Raw genomic sequence first — 18324 nt, forward strand, 5'->3', positions numbered from 1 at the left:
TCACTTCAATGACTGCTGTGCCTACCTACACCGAGGCGCTGCCGCTGGCTGTGCGCGCTCGCAATATCCGCCGCCACGCATTGCGCATGGGGCAAGTCCAGGGCCAGGGCTATGTCGGCCAGGCGCTGGGCGCCGCCGACCTGCTGGCGGTCGCGTATTTCCATGCGCTGCGCCTCGACCCCGGCAACCCCGAATGGGAGCAGCGCGACCGTTTCTACCTGTCCATCGGGCACTACGCGATTGCCCTCTATGCCGCACTGATCGAGGCCGGCGTAATCCCAGAGTATGAGCTTGAAACCTACGGTAGCGACGATAGCCGCTTGCCCATGTCTGGTATGGCTGCCTATACCCCAGGCATGGAGATCACCGGTGGCTCGCTCGGCCACGGCTTGGGCATCGCCGTCGGCGCCTGCCTCGGGCTCAAACGCAAGGGGTCGGACAGCTGGGTGTACAACCTGCTGTCCGATGGCGAGCTCAACGAGGGCTCGACCTGGGAGGCCGCCATGTCGGCCAGCCATTGGCGCCTGGACAACCTGATCGCCATCATCGATGTGAACAACCAGCAGGCGGATGGCCATTCCAGCGAAGTACTGGCCTTCGAGCCAATCGTCGACCGCTGGCAAGCCTTTGGCTGGTTCGTTCAACGCGTGGACGGCAATGACCTGGATGCGCTGGTCGGCGCCTTCGACCAGGCCCGTGCCCACGCCGGGGCGCAACCGCGCGTGATCATCTGCGATACCCGCATGGGCAAAGGCGTGCCTTTCCTGGAAAACCGCGACAAGACGCACTTCATTCGCGTCGATGAAAACGAATGGGACCTCGCCCTGAAAGCGCTGGACGCCGGGAGCCAAGCATGAGCACTGTGAACTCACCCAAGAAACGCCTGACCACCTCGGCCATGATCGCCTCGATTGCCGCCGACGGCCAGCCGACCCGCCCTGCCCCGTTCGGCCATGCCCTGGCAAGCCTTGCCGAGCAACGTCAGGATATAGTTGGCCTAAGTGCCGATCTGTCCAAGTACACCGACCTGCACATATTCGCCAAAGCCCACCCCGAGCGCTTCTATCAAATGGGCATGGCCGAACAATTGCTGATGAGCGCCGCTGCCGGCATGGCACGAGAAGGCATGACCCCCTTTGCCACCACCTATGCGGTGTTCGCTTCCCGTCGGGCCTATGACTTCATCTGCATGGCAATCGCAGAAGAGAACCTCAACGTCAAGATCGTCTGTGGGCTGCCTGGCCTGACCACCGGTTATGGTCCTAGCCACCAGGCCACGGATGACCTGGCCATCTTCCGGGCGATGCCCAACCTGATGATCGTCGACCCCTGTGATGCGCTGGAGATCGAGCAGGCTGTGCCAGCGATCGCCGCCCATCAGGGGCCGGTCTACATGAGGCTGCTGCGCGGCAACGTACCCTTGGTGCTCGATCGCTACGATTACCAGTTCCAGCTGGGCAAGGCACAGGTGCTGCGCGGTGGCCGGGACGTGCTGTTGATAGCCAGCGGCCTCATGACCATGCGCGCGCTGGAGGCTGCCGAGCAGTTGCAAAAGGACGGAGTGGACGTGTCGGTACTGCACGTGCCTACCATCAAACCGCTCGATGAACAGACCATCCTCGCCGAGGCACGCAAGCCTGGTCGCCTGGTGGTCACTGCGGAAAACCACTCGATCATAGGGGGCCTGGGGGAAGCTGTGGCCGGCGTACTGCTGCGCAACGGGGTCACACCAACCTTCCGCCAGATCGCGCTACCGGATGCGTTTCTCGATGCAGGGGCACTGCCGACTTTGCATGACCGATACGGGATCTCCACTGACGCTGTATCGAGGCAGATCAAGGCATGGCTTTGACCGTAGCCGTGGGTCAAACCTGAAGCGCGGCGGATGCAAGCGTGATGGATACCTGGCCCATGGCAGAGGCACACCGCGGCCCTTGGGATCCAGGCAATGATGAGAAATGCTCCGTAACATTCGATACGGAGCATTTTTCTTGGGGCGACGAAACCTGCAGACGCTACCTAACCTCCTGCCACGCTACCGATGAAATTCGCCAGCTCAGCTGTTCGGGGCGCCGCAAAAACCTCGCGTGGATGGCCAGTCTCGTGGACCTTGCCTTGATGCATGAAGACCAGCTTGTCACCGACTTCCCGGGCAAAACGCATTTCGTGGGTGACCATGATCAGGGTCATGCCTTCACTGGCCAGTTGGCGCACCACACCGAGCACTTCGTTGACCAACTCGGGGTCGAGCGCCGAGGTGATCTCGTCGCACAGCAACACCTTTGGCGACATGGCAAGCGCCCGGGCAATCGCCACCCGCTGCTGCTGGCCGCCGGAAAGGCGGTCCGGGTAGGCGTCGAACTTGTCACCCAGTCCAACCCTGGCGAGCATCTGCTCGGCCAACTGGCGGGCCTCGGCCTTGCCGGCCTTCTTCACCACCTGGGGTGCAAGCATCACGTTCTGGCCCACTGTCAGGTGAGGGAAGAGGTTGAACTGCTGGAACACCATGCCAACCTTCTGCCGCAGCGAGCGCAAGTCGGCGCGGCCGGCATCCAGGTATTCGCCATCCACCTCGATCACCCCATCGCTGATCGACTCCAGGCCGTTGAGGGTACGCAGGAAGGTACTCTTGCCGGAACCGCTACGGCCGATGATGGCGACCACCTCGCCCTCCTCGATCGCCAGGTCGACACCCTTGAGCACATGATTGTCGCCGTAGTACTTGTGCAATGCGGACACTCTAAGCAGGGGCATGCAGCCTCCTCTCCAGGTAACGGGCGCTCAGCGAGAGCGGGTAGCAAAGGACGAAGTAACCCACGGCCACCAGACCGTAGATCAGGAACGGTTCGAAAGTGGCGTTGGCCAACATGCCGCCGGTCTTGGTCAGCTCGGTGAAACCGATGATCGAGGTCACCGCCGTGCCCTTGACCACCTGCACCGAGAACCCGACGGTCGGCGCGACGGCAATGCGCAGGGCCTGGGGCAGGATCACGTGGCGCAACTGCTCCAGACGGCTCATGGCCAGGCTGCCGGAGGCCTCCCACTGGCCATGTGGTATGGACTCGACGCAGCCTCGCCAGATCTCGGCGAGAAAGGCACTGGTGAACAACGTCAAGGCGATGGCCGCCGCCATCCAGGCCGAAACATCGATGCCGAACAGGGCGATGCCGAAAAACACCATGAACAGCTGCATCAGCAGCGGCGTCCCCTGGAACAGCTCGATGTAGCTCCTGGCCGCGCCACGCAGCATCCGGCTATCGGAGATTCGCGCCAACAGCAGCAACAGCCCGGCAATACCACCGCAGACGAACGCCACCAGCGACAGCAGCAAGGTCCATTGCAAACCTGCGAGCAGGTTGCGCACGATGTCCCACAAGGTGAAATCCATTCAGCGTCTCCCCGTCAAAGCGCGCCGGCCGATCCATGCCAGCAGTTGGCGCACCAGGATAGCCATGACCAGGTACAGAGCCGTGGTCAGCAGATATGTCTCGAAAGCCCGGAAGTTGCGCGACTGGATGAAGTTGGCGGCGAACGACAGTTCTTCTGTGGCGATCTGCGAGCACACCGCCGACCCGAGCATTACGATCACGATCTGGCTCGACAGGGCCGGCCAGACCTTGGCCAGTGCAGGTTGCAGCACCACATGGCGAAAAGCCTCGAAACGACTCATGGCCAATGCCGCCGCAGCCTCCAGTTGCCCTCTGGGAATGGCCTGGATACCCGCCCGAATGATTTCGGTGGAATAGGCCCCAAGGTTGATCACCATGGCCAGTACCGCCGCCTGCCATTCCGTCAACCGAACGCCAAGCGAGGGCAGGCCGAAGAAGATGAAGAACAACTGGACGATGAAGGGCGTGTTGCGGATCAGTTCCACGTAAAGGCCGAACAGCGCATCGAACGGCCGTAGTCGCCAGGCGCGCACCACCGCACCAAGCACACCGATAGCCACCCCGAACAGGGTGCCGATCAACGTCAGCTCAAGCGTGAACACAGCCCCTTCGAGCAGCAGGCCGCCTTGGGCCAGCACAGGGGAAAAGTCAAATTGATAGGCCATGGGTCGGCGACTCCAGGGCCGTTCAAAGGTCGGCCGGCAATGGCTGCTTCAGCCACTTTTCGGCATTGCGGTCGAGGCTGCCGTCGGCCTTGGCCGCATTCAGAGTGGCGTTGACCTTCTCGAGCAAGGCCGGCTCCTGCTTGGCCAGCCCCACGTATACTGGCGAGTCCTTGAGCTTGACCTTCATGACCGGCACCTTGTTCGGGTTCTTCTCGGCAATGACAGCCATTACCACGCTGCCGCTGGCGATCAGCTCGACCTGGCCCGACAGGTAAGCGGCGATGGTCGAGTTGTTGTCCTCGAAGCGCTTGATGACCGCACCCTGAGGGGCGACCGCGGATAACTCCATGTCCTCGATCGAGCCACGTGTGACACTGATGGTCTTGCCGGCAACGGCACCGATATTGTCGATCGACGTCTCGGCCGGCCCGAACACTGCCAGGTAGAACGGTGCGTAGGGGCGGGAAAAATCGATCACCGCTTCCCGCTCCGGGTTCTTGCCCAGGCTGGAAATCACCAGGTCGACCTTGCCGGTAGTGAGGAACGGAATGCGGTTGGTGCTGTTGACCGGGGTCAGCGCCAGCTTGACGCCGAGCCTGTCAGCCAGTAGCTGCGCGGTGTCGATGTCCAGGCCGCGAGGTTTGAGGTCCGGCCCCACCGAGCCGAAGGGAGGGAAGTCCTGGGGTACGGCTACCTTGAGCACGCCCCGGGCAGTGATGTCGGCCAGCGCATCGGCCTGGGCGTGGGAAACGCTCATGACGCCGCCACAAACCAGGGCGGCCAGAAGCAAGGAACGGATGTTTTTCATGGAAAATGCCTCGGGTGCATGCGAAGAAGTTGCCTAGCCCGAAAAGCACAGGCCGTGCCAGTGTTGCCCGGCAGCCCCGGAATACGCTTTCGCCCCTTGGCATCGCGCGGTCTTACTGGTCTGAACAGCTAGCGCCTACCCTCTGCCATCGCCCCCCTTTCGTGCAGCCACCTGCCCCGCTGCGTCAGCATGGGGCGATACTTGCCAGGCAACCAGTAAAGCCTTTAAAAAGCGCAGACCCCTTGCCAGCTGGTCTGAACAGATGCTCGACACACTCCCCCGCGCAGTTCCGGAAATCGCCTTGCAGGCTATCCGCAAACTGATCCAGGAAGGCGACTACCAGCCCGGTGATGCCCTGCCCTCCCAACGTGACCTGGCAGAGCAGTTGGGTGTAAGCCGCGCCTCCCTGCGCGAGGCGCTGTCCTCCTTGAGCGCCTTGGGGCTGGTGAGCGTACAACCGGGCAAGGGGGTATTCGTCCAGGCGCCGCCATCCGCCACCGGCTTCTCCTGGCCCTATGCCGAACAGGTATCCGCCGTCGATACCTTCCAACTGCGCTATGCACTCGAAGGGTTCGCCGCCGGCTTGGCGGCGCTGTACCTGACGGCAGCGGACATCGATGCGCTCGAAGCCAATGTCGAGTCGCTGCGCCAGGAGCTGCGCGCCGGCAATTTCGAGGCCGCAGCGCGCCTGGACTTCGCCTTTCACCGCCGCCTGCTGGAAGCGAGTGGCAACCACGCCATGCTGCAGGTGATCACCACCAGCCAGGACATTTTCCTGGAGAGCCAGAAGCTGCCTTTCATTCGCCCTGAACGCGCCATGGAGACCTGGCAGGAACACCGCAAGATCCTGCGCCAGCTTGCCCGTGGCAACCAGGCCGGAGCACAGCGTGCAATGCAGGAGCATATCCGCAACGCGGCATCGCGCACGAACGTGGTGTTCCCATGTTGACTAGTCCGCCAAACACCGGAATACCAGGCCTGCCGTGCATGACAGCACACAGCAACATCACCCTAACAGGGTAAGTGGAAAGGTTTCAGCATTGACCTGAATCAATCAAACGCCATAGGCGGTGTTGTAAACAGCACACCAAACATATGGGAATGCAGTTTGATGAGCGAGTCCAACCCGGCAACCAGAATTATCTGCAACAATCTTGAACTGGCCGATCAATTGCGCCAGTTGTTGGCGCCTGTAGCACCCGATTGCGAGGTGCTGAGTACGCCTGGCAATTGCAGCGTCGCCCCGCTTTGCCGCTGGCTCGGTGAAACCCAGTTAGGCTCGGCTGGGCAGATACAGGCTGCCTTGCTGGATGCCACCGAGGTTCTCGAACAGACCCGACACGCCTTCAAATCCCGCGAACTGGGGCTGCTGCGGCGACGCCTGGTTGCATTGCTGGATAAATTGTCGGAAGATCCCCAGTGATGTGAATGTGCCATCACCAGGTTCCGCCCTGCGGGAACCGGCTTTGCCGAGCAGGATAATAGGCCTGAAAGACGAAGCGCCGTGGCAACAAGTTCTTGAGCAGAACTTGTTGCCACGGCGCTTTTTTTTGTTCAGCAAAAAGGAATCTTCTCCAACACCGGGGGATGTGAATGAAGGTGACAAAAGACCTCGAGGAATTACTCAAGCGTATCCGTCTCGACCATGCGGAGATTGTCGAACGCTTTCGCTTTCTCGACTGGAGCGCCGAAGATGCCAGACGACTAGGCGTAGCAGCTCAGTACATGGCCCCGTCCCAGCAAGCTTTCGTCGACCATCTGTACCGTCACCTGGCGGAATTTTCCACGCCGTCCGCGTTGCTTCGCACGCCGGAAGTCACCGCCCGTTTGAAGCAGAGCCAGGCTGAGTATTACCAGCGCTTGTGGAGCGGCCCCTACGATGAAACCTACGTCAACGGCCGCCTGCGCATCGGTGTAATCCATCAGCAGATCGGGCTGGAGCTGAAGTGGTATCTCGGCAGCTATCGGCTTTACCTCGACGACATGCTTGAAAGCGTGTTCGGCGACAGCCCGGATGCCACGCTCTATTCAAGCCTGTTGAAGGCGGTGTTCTTCGACATGACGCTGGCCATCGATACCTACAGTGCGGCTCAGCACAAGGCGCTGGAAGATAGTGAGGCTCGCTTCGCCCGCGCGCTGCGCGGTGCCAACGACGGGCTGTGGGACTGGCATGTCGATCAGGACCGGCTTTACGTTTCAGAGCGTTGGGCCAGCATGCTCGGTCTCAGCCGCGACAGCATCGGCGAGAGCAGTTCCAGTTGGTTCGGTCGCGTGCACCCGGACGACCTGCCGGATTTTCGCCATGCCATCGATGCCCATCTTCAAGGGCAGACATCATCCGTTCACCACGAGTACCGTATCCGCAAGCACAACGGCGACTACATCTGGGTCCTCGTGCGGGGGGTCGCCGAAATGACCAACCCTGGCGAGCTACGCATGGCTGGCTCGCAGTCTGATATCAGTGCACGCAAGGATGCCGAGCAGCGCCTCCAGCATACCGCCCAGCATGACCCGTTGACCGGCCTGGCCAACCGCATCCGGCTTGACGAGCAAATGCAGAAGACCTTCAGGAAGCAGCGCAAGGGCGGTGACTACGAAGCGCTGCTGTTCATCGATCTGGACCGCTTCAAGTTGATCAACGATAGCCTCGGCCACAACGTCGGTGATCGCGTGCTGGTGGAAGTGGCAAGGCGCTTGAAAGAGTCGCTGCGCCCCACTGACCAACTGTTCCGCTTCGGCGGAGACGAATTCATCGTTTTGCTTCACGACCTCACCTGCGACCGCGACGCCGAGCAGATATCCCAACGCATCCTCGACAACCTGCACCAACCGCTGCACATGGACGGTCGAACCCTGGTGGTCAGCGCCAGCATCGGCATCGCTCCGTTGCACGACAATGGCAAAGCCCTGGATGTGCTGCAGGCTGCCGACCTTGCCCTCTACCGAGCCAAGTCTGCCGGCAAGGCGCGGTACGCCCACTACGACGAAACATTGCAAGATACCGCGCAGCAGCATCTGGAACTGGAATCCGCGCTAGGCCAGGCACTGCAACAGAATGAATTCGAACTGTACTACCAACCGATCTATCACCTGGACCAAGGGACACCTCTGGTGACCGGGGTCGAAGCGCTGTTGCGGTGGCGCCATGGCGAACGTCTGATCTCGCCACTGGAGTTCATCCCTGCGCTGGAGGAATCGGGAGAGATCATCCGCGTCGGCGAATGGGTACTGCGCCAGGCCTGTCAGCAGGCCCGGGCCTGGCAACTGGCCGGGCATGAGCGCCTGCGCTGCTCGGTGAACATTTCCAGCACGCAATTGCAACAAGCCGACTTCACCCTCCGGCTGATCGATATCCTGCAAGAAAGCGGCCTGCCTCCCGCCAGCCTGATCCTGGAGATCACCGAAAGCCAACTGATGCATGACGACATGGACACGCTGGCCTGTCTGCATGAGCTGACCAGCCTTGGTGTTCTGCTGGCGCTGGACGATTTTGGCACGGGTTACTCCTCGCTCGGCTACCTCACGCGCTTTCCGCTGCACATCCTCAAGCTCGACAAGAGCTTCATCACCGGCGTTCCTTACGAGAACAAACAGAGCGCGATCAGCCAGGCGATCATCGTTCTCGGCCGTAGCCTCGGCCTGGAAGTAGTGGCCGAAGGCATCGAGAGTTCGGCGCAACTCGAATTCGTGGTCGGTGAAGGCTGCCACTACGCCCAAGGCTACTGGTTCAGCCGGCCACAACCCGCCGCTCAGATACAACACCTGCTCAGCACAGAAGACCGTTTCGAAGGAAGCGCAGTTACGCGGCGCGTACCTGTCAGTTCAGGAGAAAAACAATGAAAACCAATCTTCCGGTCAGTGGTCGTGCCGTCGAATTCAGCGCAAACGCGAACATTCTTTCAACAACCAACCCAAAGGGCGCCATCACTTACGTCAATCCCGACTTCATCAACATCAGCGGATTCAGTGAATCCGAATTGCTCGGCGTCAATCACAACATCGTGCGCCACCCGGACATGCCGCCAGAAGCTTTTGCGCATATGTGGCAGACACTCAAGGATGGGCGCTCGTGGATGGGGCTGGTAAAAAATCGCTGCAAGAACGGTGACCACTATTGGGTCAGCGCCTACGTCACGCCGATGCAGCGCAATGGCGAAACAGTGGAATACCAATCGGTTCGCACGCTACCGGCCAAAGCGCTGGTGGAGGCTGCTGAACATCTCTATGCACAGTTGCGTAGTGGTAAAAAGACCAACTGCCTGCGTATGTCACGGCTGTCCGTCGGCATGCGTCTGGCACTTGCCAGCACTGGCGTGAACCTGCTGTGCTTTGCTGCCTTGGGCTTGCTGGGTGCGTTGTCCTGGAGCCATGCCGCTTTCTCCATGACGCTATCGAGCTTGCTGCTTGGCGGCGTGTTGCGCTTCAGCCTGCGCCCCCTCGACGCCCTTGCCCGAAAAGCCAGGAATATCGCCGACAATCCGCTGAGCCAGATTCTCTACAGCGGCCGCCGCGACCAGTTTGGCCAGATCGATTTCACCCTGCAAATGCTCGAAGCCGAGACCCGGGCAATAGTCGGACGCATTGCCGATTCGTCCCGCCAGTTGAGCAAGGAAGCCGAAGAGCTTCTGTCTGCAGTGGACAACAACAATTGCGCGACCCTCCGCCAGCAGGGGGAAACTGCCCAGGTTGCCAGCGCAATAACCCAGATGGCCAGCAGTGTGCAGGAAGTAGCGCGCAACGCTCAGCTCACCGCCAGCGCCGCGAACCTGGCCAACCAGGAATCCGACCGCGGCCACCAACTGGTCGAGCAGACCCGCCAGCACATTGATAGCCTCGCCAGCGAAGTGCAACAGACCAGCATGGTGATTCATCAACTGGAACAGCATGGCAATGAAATTGACCGCGTACTCGAGGTCATTCAAAGCATCGCCGAACAGACCAACCTGCTTGCCCTCAACGCCGCCATCGAGGCTGCCCGCGCTGGAGAGGCGGGCCGGGGTTTTGCGGTGGTCGCCGACGAGGTGCGCGGGTTGGCTTCGCGGACTCAGCAATCCACTGCTCACATCCAGGGCACCATCGACACCCTGCGGCGCTCCACGGGGGATGCCGTGCTTGCGATGCAGCGCAGTCACAGCATGGCCGGTGTCAGTGTAGAACAGGCACTGCTGGCTGCCCGGGCGCTGGACGGGATCACCCAGCGCGTAGATGAAATAAGCGGCATGAGCGTACAGATCGCTGCCGCCGTAGAGGAGCAGAGCGCGGTGGGTGACAGCATCCAGTGCAACCTGGCCGATATCAGTCAAACCACCCAGAAAAGCGTGCTCGCCAGCAACCAGAGTCGAACCACTGCAGCCCATGTCGCCAAGCTGGCCGAGCGCCTTCAACTGCTGTCGGCGCAACTTTGGGGGCGCCAGCGCAATGGGTGACCGGTTCGCACCGTATTCCCAAGCCAACCCTCACAAGCCGGCCTGCGTGGTCGGCCCCAGCTTGGGCGACTTCTGCAACAACCCTCGTGGCAACTGGAAACCTTTGAAAGGCTCTTGCGTAATAGGGTTGAAGGCTTTCTGCGCGTTAAGCCTGTAGCGCATCACGCCATCGCCGGTCCTGAAGCTCAGGTCCACGCTGGTCGCCGTGCGCCCATTGAGCGAGCCACGGCTGAGCAAGCGGAACATCGACCAGGGGCCACGGTACTCAAGGCTGCTGCTGTTCCCGTTCTGCCGAAGCAAGGTCAGGTTACTGCGCACCTGCTGCCCCAAGGTATTGGGCCAGACGATACCGGTGATCTGGCTCGGGCCATGGGTGTAGGGAATCAATTGGCCGTCCAGGTCCAGCAAGCTTGTACGCTGGTTGGCACTCAGGCCCAACGGCTCGATGCTGAACTGCACACTCAGGTTGCCGCGCTGATCAAAGAAGGTCTCGCGGATACGGTCTGCCCGCTCCAGCTGTTCGAGCACATCACTGCGGATCAGCGACTGCCCCTGCTGGCCGGCCTGCAGGGCTTCGAGGTTATCCCTCAGGAAGACCTTCAGGTATTGATCATGGAACTGCTGCAGCCGCCCCTTCGGCCCGAAGAAGGCCTCAAAGTCGTCCAGCGAGGCGTCGGGAGCCTTCACGACAAAGGGGTAGCGCCCTGCCAGGCGCTGCTGGAAGAAGCTGTATACCTCGGCGTCCCAGCGTCGCTCCAATTCGCGCAGGGCTTCGACATTCAGCACCTGTGCTGCTTGATCGGCCATCTTTCTGACCTGTTGGTTGATCGGTTCCGGTAAGCCGGTGGCCACCCGCTGCAGGGTGCCGATGGGGTCTTGCCCTGTCATCGAGAATCGCTGATGCACGGCCTGCAGCGCGGCCTTGCCTCGGTCGGGGCTGTCTTGCACCGCCTTGGCATAGTCGTGCACGGCCGCGATGGCACCAAGAGTTTCATCGTAGTAGCTGGGTTTCTCACCGGTTGCCTGCAGCATGGCACTCAGCCCGGCAAAGGCCCGCTGAATGGCCCAGGCCTGTTGTTGATCAGGCCTGCCACTTGTCGGTCGCAACGCTTCGACCTCCCCGGGTGCCTCAGCGACAACGGCTGATGAAAGCGAAGTGTTGTCCCTCACTGTGTCCAGCAACCGATGCAGGGGCGCTGCTGGCCCGGTCAACTGCCCCAGGATCGCTACGCCATGATCCAGGTCGCGGAAGTCAGCCACCGAAAAGGCATTCAAGGCACGACGCCAACTGTCAATGAAATCGGCGCTGTACAAGTTACGCAGCCGTTCGCCCAGCGCCTCCCGGTCGGCATCCGAGTAATCGAGCTGGCCACGCTCTCCAAGTGCCCACTGGTCGATCATGGCCATATCTGCAAACCGCTGACTACGTGGTTCGAAGTACTCTTTGAAGCCCTTGGCGGTGAGCATTGGCGCTATCAGGACACCCTCCCCCTGCCTGAAGCCGGGTGAGGAGTGATACACCACATCGAACGCTGGCCCCACCTGATGACGCAGGTCCAGGCCGGCATTCAACTGCTCTCCAGCCTGCTGTTTCAGGCTCGCGTACACCCGCTCTGGCAAAGGTACCTTGCGCAGGACCTGCTGCACCTCTGCAATACGCTGGCGATACTGCGGCAGATCGGTATCGGCATAGGCCAAGGCATACTGCAGGTGCCGCATGAGGTCGCCTTGCAATTGCCCCTGCCCGGGGAACTTCTGTTGCCACTGGCGGGCCATCCAGTCCTCGACCCATTCGGGGCGGCGGCTCTGGCGGTCCTCCAGCATTCGATAAACCCGAAGCGCAGCCATCTGCTGTTCACTGCCCGGCGGCGCAGCGTCCATGGCATCGATCACACCGCTGGCCAAGGCTGGCAGGAAGCGCCTGGAGAGCAAGCTCAGGTAGGCCTCATCGACGCGAGGGCCAATGGCGCGCCCCTGATACAAGCCAAGGTCGGAAACACCTGGCCACGCGGCACGATAGTTGCCAAACACCGACACGGCATCGCGTATCTGGTCCAGCGGTTCCAGCAGGTTGCGCCCGGTGGGGTCCAGACGCTGGTCCACTTCGTGATGACTGTACTCTCTGCTCTTGGCGAGCACGTTGGCGGCCTTGGCGCCATTGATGTCAAAGTAGCGTTGCCAACTGGCGATGGCGACACTGAAGGCCAGCACGCCTACTGCAGACCCCACCCAGAGCAACCGACGTTTGCTGCGCGCTACCTTGATGTTGTCCCCGGCAAGGCCGGCCTCCTGGTAGATGACTCGCCGGAAGGCGTGCTGAATGAAGTAGACCAGCGCCTGCCCCTGCGCCTTGCCTTCACGCAGCGGAAACTCGGTCTTGTACGGCTGTGCCGCCTCACGCACGAACGCATTGAGCATGTCGCCCTGCTGCAAGACCGAAGACCAGTACACGCCACGTACCAAGGCAGGCGTGGTGAAACGGTCACTTGCGAGGGTTTCTTTCAGGAAGGCCAACAGTATCGGACGCAGCCCGATCAACTGGGCATGCAACGAAAACAAGCGAACTCGCAACGGCGCACCGGCCAATACATCGAGCCGGTCCACTACCTGTTCAAACAATTGCCTTATCAACCGATCGTAATGATCGCCATATTCATCCAGCCAGGCATCGAACGTGCCGACCGCATCCAGTTTGAAGGTGAAGCCCAGCATGTTTTCCCGCATGGCGGCAGGAAGCCCAGCGTACAGCTGGTCGAAACCGTCCAGCAGATCGAATTTGGCCAGTACCACATACAGCGGCAGGCGCGAGCCCGACTGACTGCTCACTTCATACAGCCGCGTGCGTAGCACATGCGCCAAGGCGACACGTTGCTCAGGCGTGCCATGCAGTAGCGCAGGCAGGTCAACGACCAACAGCAAGCCATTTAGTGCTCTCTGGCTTCGGTTACGTACCAGCCAGCCCAGCATGTGTTCCCACAACCTGGCCGAGGTGGCGGGTGGCGCTTTCGACGTGTCTGACTCCTCGGCTGATGAACCTGCCAACGATTCCTGACGGACGAAAGCGCCCGGCGGGTCGATGATCACCGCATCGTTACTGACCCACCAGCCTATCGGATAAGCCAGCACCTGCGCTTGCCTGCCTCGCGCTTGTGCCTTGTCGATGCGGGTCAGGGAAAAACTCTGTTCGGTACGGTCGATGAAGCTGGTCTTGCCGGCCTGTTGGTCGCCCACCACCAGATACCACGGCAGTCGGTACAAGGCACGCCTGCCACCCGCATTGTCCAGATAGCGTGCCAGCCCTTGGTCCAAGGCTTTCTCCTGTGCCTGGACGAAAGGCAACACGTTGTCCAGTTCAGCGTCCACCGCCTGCTTGCGTTCGGCCTGCAAACGGCGAAAACGCCTGCGCAGCACCACAAGCCAGCAGAGTAGCGGCACCAACACCAGCGCCAGGCTGGCCAAACCGCGATGCGCCACGCTAGCCAGCGGCTGCTGCCCGCGCCAGACCCATTGCGGGCCGAGCCACCAGATTGCAACCAGCATCAATGCGGCACCCAACCCGAGCAGCAGCGGCATGGCCAGGCCGATACGGGCCACCAGGGGCAAGCCCCAACGTTTAAGATGCTTCCACAGTTGATTCATCCTGACTCCCGTTCCTTGTTCCAATCAGCCCTTGATGGACCGTGCACGCGTACTGCTGAAGGCGTTGAAACACCGCAGGCTCCCAGGCGCTGGCGGTGGTTTCCTGCATCGTTCGGGCAACGCCTGCGCACAAGTCCTGGGCCAACCAGGACACGCCCCGAGCAGCCAGCAGATCAGCCGCGATCACCGTGATATGGCAGCGCTCACGCAGGCTGCGGAAGTCCGCCTGCATGCCCTGCAGCCTGAGCAACACCGCTTCCACGCCGCTGGTTTCCAGTTGGCAGGCCAACTCCTCTCGCAACGTGGCGAATTCCTGAGAGGCTGCGTCCGAATCGGATTGCCCTTGCGCCCCCCTGAGCCACGCCAGACATTGGTCATCGACAAATACCTTGCCGTCGCTGAAGCACAACTGCTGCAGCGCGGGCATGCGCTGCACAAACCGCGCGGTCGCAGCGCGAATGGCCTCAGCCACCTCGCCCATCGCCAGCCGCGTGGCAGCGCTCGCTGCCAGAAAGCTGCCGCGAATCCAGTAGGGGCAAGCCGTCACGCTCTTTTCGATCCGCTGCAGCAGGGCCGCGTCGATTGCAGTAGCGGCAATGGCATCTTCATAGTCCCCGGCAATGTCCTGCGGCACCGCCATCAGCTCCGTGCGGTTGCCCTGCCTGGTTTGAGGCGGCGTCTGGATGTGCGCCCACAAGCCGAACCGACGCAACTGGTAGCCAGCAGGATCGTAAGGGTCCTGTTGATTGATCAGCTCGGCCATGGTCAGCATGGCCCTTCGTGATTCGCGCTCGTTGCCCAACGACACACGGGGCGTCGGCGTGGCAATGACCTCGGCCAGTGGCGCAGACTTGATGCCCTTTGCAGGGGGCTTGTCCGTGGTGGGCTCGGCAAGGCCGTTTGAAAGTTCCGTGTGCTTGCGTAGCAGGCGCTCCAGTTCGCCAAGGGCCGCTTCATCGAGCTGCGCTGCTTCCCGCTGCTGTTGCAGGCGTTGCAGCGCGCCCTGAGCCGCCGCGGCGTGCGCGGGGCTGAACGTGAAGCGGTCCAGGCGCGGCAACGCCACGAGCAAACGGTTGAGCATCATGCCAACCAGCTTGCGCTTGCCGAGGAACCCTTTGGGGCCCGGTTTCGGGTATGCGCTTTCCCAATAGGCTTCGACCATGCCGGCCAGCAGTGCGAGGGTCAAACCCCAGCGCTCCCAGCATTGGCTGCGCAGCCAAGCGACACCCAGGTGCGCGACAATGCGCAGGTGCTTGCACTCCTGGCCCAGGTACTGGCGGGACGCTTCTTCGATATAGGCCCAGTCGATGGAAGGCTCCTGCAGCCCACCCAGCTTGACCATTTCCTGGTCAATGGCCTGGTAGGTTTCGTTCTCCACATCGAACAGGCCGGCACGGTTCTGCGCGTCGATGGGGGCAAGCAACCGGGCAATTTCCTGTGCGGTGACCTCTGCTACCAGCGACATGCCTTGCGCGCCTCATCGATGAGTGGGTCCAGCCCCTGAGCGTCGAAAACCAGCCCATCAACGGCTGGGTTGTCGCTCTCGACCTGAATGCGATGGGCCCCGATCAGTGGCTTGATCTGCTCGATGCCCGGCAAGCCCCTGCCAGCGTCAAGCACCTGGCCGTTCTCCGTCACCTGCCAGGGTGTAGCGAGGGTGGAGCCACGCTCCCCCTGCAATCGCACCATCACCCGGCCGGCATCGACGGGTTGTGCGGTAACCAGTTGCAACCTGGAAATGTTCTGCACACAACTGATCACCAGGTAGGGGTGCGGTGCGACCGAAGCGATTGCGGGCGCCGAGATCATCAGCCCGTCATCCCCTTTTTCGAGGCGAAACGTCAGCTCCTCCGGCGACCGCCCCGCCTCATGGGTCATCACACGACGCAGCGTGGGCGAATCCTGCTCCGGCGCGGACCATTGCAGTTTCGTCACATGTGCCGGGGTGCCAGCGGCCTGATCGAAACAAGCCAAGCGCTCGACGTTGGAGACGATCTGCGGGCAGTCCCTGGTCTGGCTTGCCAAACTTGGCGCCAGGGAGAGCAACATCGAAAGGCCAACGCCATATGCATAGCGAAGAATCATATTGGCTTTACTCACTCGTAAAATATTGCAACAGTGCCACCCGACTGGCCAGTCACGGTTTAATAGCAGTCATCCACACAACTACCGAATAGTGGAGCACCGAAACGAAACAAAGGCTAGTACAGAAAAAATCATATTCACAACCAAATATTTCCTTACACTTTCACACTCGACGCACAATATTTTTTCGGTGCATGGTTTTTTACACGCACATAGCGAGACTCCAATTACGTTTAAATTTAAACATAACTTTGTAGGACGCTTCCTACATATATCCAAACTTCACGAAGGCTGACATCCATGAATAAAAGCTCAGGCTCCGTTGCACCCAAAGAACGCATAAACATCAAGTACGTACCGGCCACCGACGGCGAACAAGCCGAGGTAGAGCTGCCGCACAAGATGTTGGTACTAGGCGATTTCGGCCTGGATGATGCCCGCGCGCTGGAAGACCGTTCGATCATGCGAATCGACAAACACAGTTTCAACAATGTGTTGAACGACGCCGATGTCAGCCTCGCCATGTCCGTGCCATCCATGCTCAGCACTGCCCCCGACGCAGAGCTGGCGGTCAACCTGCAGTTCAAGTCCATCAACGATTTCGGGCCAGACAGCATCGCCCGCCAGGTACCGGAGCTGAACAAGCTGCTGGAGCTTCGCGAGGCATTGGTCGCGCTGAAAGGCCCACTGGGCAACGTGCCCACGTTCCGCAAGCAACTGCAGCACCTGCTGAATAACGAACAGGCACGCAAACAACTGGCTGAAGAACTTGACCTGGTGCTCGAGGCGCCAAAAGAAGACTGAGACAATGGAGCGTCCCCATGCCAAAGCAAAACAGCACGACCGTCGCGGTTGAAACAACAACCGAACCACTGAGCAACGCCACCCTGCTCGACCAGATCATGGCAGAAACCAAGTTGGCACCTACTCAAGAGGGCTATCAAGTCGCTCGCCAGGGTGTATCTGCTTTTATTGCCGAGATCCTTAAAAGCCATGACCCTGATCAACTCATCAACAAACATCGTGTCGACCAGATGATCGCTGAACTGGATCGAGTGCTCAGCAAGCAGATGGATGCCATCCTGCATCAACCCAAGTTTCAGCAACTTGAATCCGCGTGGCGCAGCCTCAAACTTTTGGTCGACCGAACCGACTTTCGTGAGAACATCAAGCTTGAAGTCTTGCATGTCAGCAAAGATGACTTGCTCGATGACTTCGAGAATGCCGCCGACATCACTTGCAGCGGCATATACAAGCATGTTTACACCGCAGGTTATGGCCAATTTGGTGGTGAACCCGTTGCTGCGATGGTTGGCAACTACAGCTTCGGCCCCTCTTCTCCCGATATAAAACTGCTGAGTTACATGGCCTCGGTCGGTGCCATGGCACACGCACCTTTTCTCGCGGCGCCCTCTCCTGAGTTCTTCAATCTGAGCAGCTTTGAAGAACTGCCCAATCTGAAGGAGATCAAGGACATTTTCGCCGGCCCCCGGCATGCCAAGTGGCGTGCGTTCCGCGAAAGCGAGGATGCCCGTCATACCGGGCTGACCGGGCCGCGATTCATGCTCCGCTCTGCCTATCACCCGCAAGAAAACCCGGTCCAGAGCTTCACCTACGACGAGGACATCGCCGGGCAGCACGACAACTATCTGTGGGGCAACTCCGCCTTCCTGCTGGCCAGCTGCATCAATGACAGCTTTGCCCGCTACCGCTGGTGCCCGAACATCATCGGCCCGCAGTCGGGTGGTGCCGTCGAGGACCTGCCGGTGCACCTGTACGAGTCACTGGGTCAGCTGCAGGCCAAGATTCCGACCGAAGTCCTGATCTCCGACCGCAAGGAGTTCGAGCTGGCCGAAGAGGGCTTCATCGCCCTGACCATGCGCAAGGACAGCGACAACGCCGCGTTCTTCTCGGCCAACTCGGTACAGAAGCCGAAGAACTTCCCCAAGACCCCGGAAGGCCTGCAAGCGCAAACCAACTACAAGCTCGGCACCCAGCTGCCCTACCTGTTCATCGTCAACCGGCTGGCCCACTACATCAAGGTGCTGCAGCGCGAACAGATCGGTAGCTGGAAAGAGCGCAAGGACCTTGAGTCCGAACTGAACAAATGGATCAGGCAGTACGTGGCCGACCAGGAGAACCCGTCAGCCGATGTGCGCAGCCGCCGCCCGTTGCGTGCTGCAAGGGTCGAGGTGTCGGACGTTGCCGGTGACCCGGGTTGGTATCAGGTCTCGCTCGCCGTGCGCCCGCACTTCAAGTACATGGGGGCGAATTTCGAGATCTCCCTGGTCGGCCGGCTTGATACCCAATGA

15 protein-coding genes are annotated in these 18324 nt (G+C 60.7%); 8 read left to right on the forward strand and 7 right to left on the reverse strand.

Translation table 11 applies throughout. The annotated features are described in order from the left end of the window. Window positions 1-8: 8 nt before the first annotated feature. Window positions 9-857 carry a transketolase gene (locus tag GYA95_RS13620; protein ID WP_015271018.1) on the forward strand — a complete coding sequence of 283 codons (849 nt, stop codon included), beginning with the start codon at window positions 9-11 and terminating at the stop codon, window positions 855-857. Continuing rightward, entirely contained in the window at window positions 854-1852 is a 999-nt protein-coding gene (locus GYA95_RS13625) for a transketolase family protein (protein WP_015271019.1), read from the forward strand. Before GYA95_RS13620 ends, GYA95_RS13625 begins: the two co-directional genes overlap by 4 nt. Before the next feature lie 167 nt (window positions 1853-2019). Here GYA95_RS13625 and GYA95_RS13630 read toward each other — a convergent pair whose 3' ends face one another. Genes GYA95_RS13630 through GYA95_RS13645 form a run of 4 tightly spaced genes read right to left on the reverse strand, consistent with a single transcriptional unit; the run spans window position 2020 to window position 4862 of the window. Beyond that, on the reverse strand, window positions 2020-2754 hold the full coding sequence (locus GYA95_RS13630) for an amino acid ABC transporter ATP-binding protein (RefSeq protein WP_015271020.1): 735 nt from the start codon (window positions 2752-2754) through the stop codon (window positions 2020-2022). Then, complete coding sequence (locus tag GYA95_RS13635; RefSeq protein ID WP_013973354.1) at window positions 2741-3388, reverse strand: amino acid ABC transporter permease; 648 nt, start codon at window positions 3386-3388, stop codon at window positions 2741-2743. Before GYA95_RS13635 ends, GYA95_RS13630 begins: the two co-directional genes overlap by 14 nt. After that, the gene (locus tag GYA95_RS13640) at window positions 3389-4054 is read right to left on the reverse strand and encodes an amino acid ABC transporter permease (RefSeq protein WP_003258372.1); all 666 of its coding nucleotides are present in this window, start codon (window positions 4052-4054) and stop codon (window positions 3389-3391) included. It lies immediately after the preceding gene. 22 nt (window positions 4055-4076) lie between these two features. After that, complete coding sequence (locus GYA95_RS13645; RefSeq protein ID WP_013973355.1) at window positions 4077-4862, reverse strand: transporter substrate-binding domain-containing protein; 786 nt, start codon at window positions 4860-4862, stop codon at window positions 4077-4079. Window positions 4863-5124: 262 nt separating this feature from the next. Between GYA95_RS13645 and GYA95_RS13650 the strand changes: the two genes are divergently transcribed. From GYA95_RS13650 to GYA95_RS13665, 4 genes are all read left to right on the forward strand, one after another. Continuing rightward, entirely contained in the window at window positions 5125-5811 is a 687-nt protein-coding gene (locus GYA95_RS13650; protein WP_015271021.1) for a FadR/GntR family transcriptional regulator, read from the forward strand. 162 nt (window positions 5812-5973) lie between these two features. Next, the gene (locus GYA95_RS13655; protein WP_015271022.1) at window positions 5974-6285 is read left to right on the forward strand and encodes a hypothetical protein; all 312 of its coding nucleotides are present in this window, start codon (window positions 5974-5976) and stop codon (window positions 6283-6285) included. 170 nt (window positions 6286-6455) lie between these two features. Next, window positions 6456-8702, forward strand: coding sequence for a putative bifunctional diguanylate cyclase/phosphodiesterase (locus tag GYA95_RS13660; RefSeq protein WP_043935746.1), 2247 nt, complete (start codon window positions 6456-6458; stop codon window positions 8700-8702). Continuing rightward, window positions 8699-10288: a methyl-accepting chemotaxis protein gene (locus GYA95_RS13665; protein WP_015271024.1), complete on the forward strand. Its 1590-nt coding sequence runs from the start codon at window positions 8699-8701 to the stop codon at window positions 10286-10288. Before GYA95_RS13660 ends, GYA95_RS13665 begins: the two co-directional genes overlap by 4 nt. A 30-nt stretch (window positions 10289-10318) precedes the next feature. Here the strand turns inward: GYA95_RS13665 and tssM are convergent, their stop codons facing one another. From tssM to vasI, 3 genes are read right to left on the reverse strand one after another with little or no spacing between them, the layout of a single operon-like run. Continuing rightward, on the reverse strand, window positions 10319-13927 hold the full coding sequence (gene tssM / locus GYA95_RS13670) for a type VI secretion system membrane subunit TssM (RefSeq protein WP_043935747.1): 3609 nt from the start codon (window positions 13925-13927) through the stop codon (window positions 10319-10321). Beyond that, window positions 13902-15392: a type VI secretion system protein TssA gene (tssA, locus tag GYA95_RS13675; protein ID WP_161551409.1), complete on the reverse strand. Its 1491-nt coding sequence runs from the start codon at window positions 15390-15392 to the stop codon at window positions 13902-13904. Before tssA ends, tssM begins: the two co-directional genes overlap by 26 nt. Further along, window positions 15380-15952 (reverse strand): type VI secretion system-associated protein VasI, encoded by a 573-nt coding sequence (gene vasI / locus GYA95_RS13680; RefSeq protein ID WP_226989588.1) that lies wholly within the window; start codon window positions 15950-15952, stop codon window positions 15380-15382. Before vasI ends, tssA begins: the two co-directional genes overlap by 13 nt. A 360-nt stretch (window positions 15953-16312) precedes the next feature. Between vasI and tssB the strand changes: the two genes are divergently transcribed. Beyond that, complete coding sequence (tssB, locus tag GYA95_RS13685) at window positions 16313-16816, forward strand: type VI secretion system contractile sheath small subunit (RefSeq protein ID WP_003258364.1); 504 nt, start codon at window positions 16313-16315, stop codon at window positions 16814-16816. A 17-nt stretch (window positions 16817-16833) separates the two neighbouring features. Continuing rightward, window positions 16834-18324 (forward strand): type VI secretion system contractile sheath large subunit, encoded by a 1491-nt coding sequence (tssC, locus tag GYA95_RS13690; protein WP_015271028.1) that lies wholly within the window; start codon window positions 16834-16836, stop codon window positions 18322-18324.

The organism is Pseudomonas asiatica, from assembly GCF_009932335.1.
In the GTDB taxonomy this organism is placed as follows: domain Bacteria; phylum Pseudomonadota; class Gammaproteobacteria; order Pseudomonadales; family Pseudomonadaceae; genus Aquipseudomonas; species Aquipseudomonas asiatica.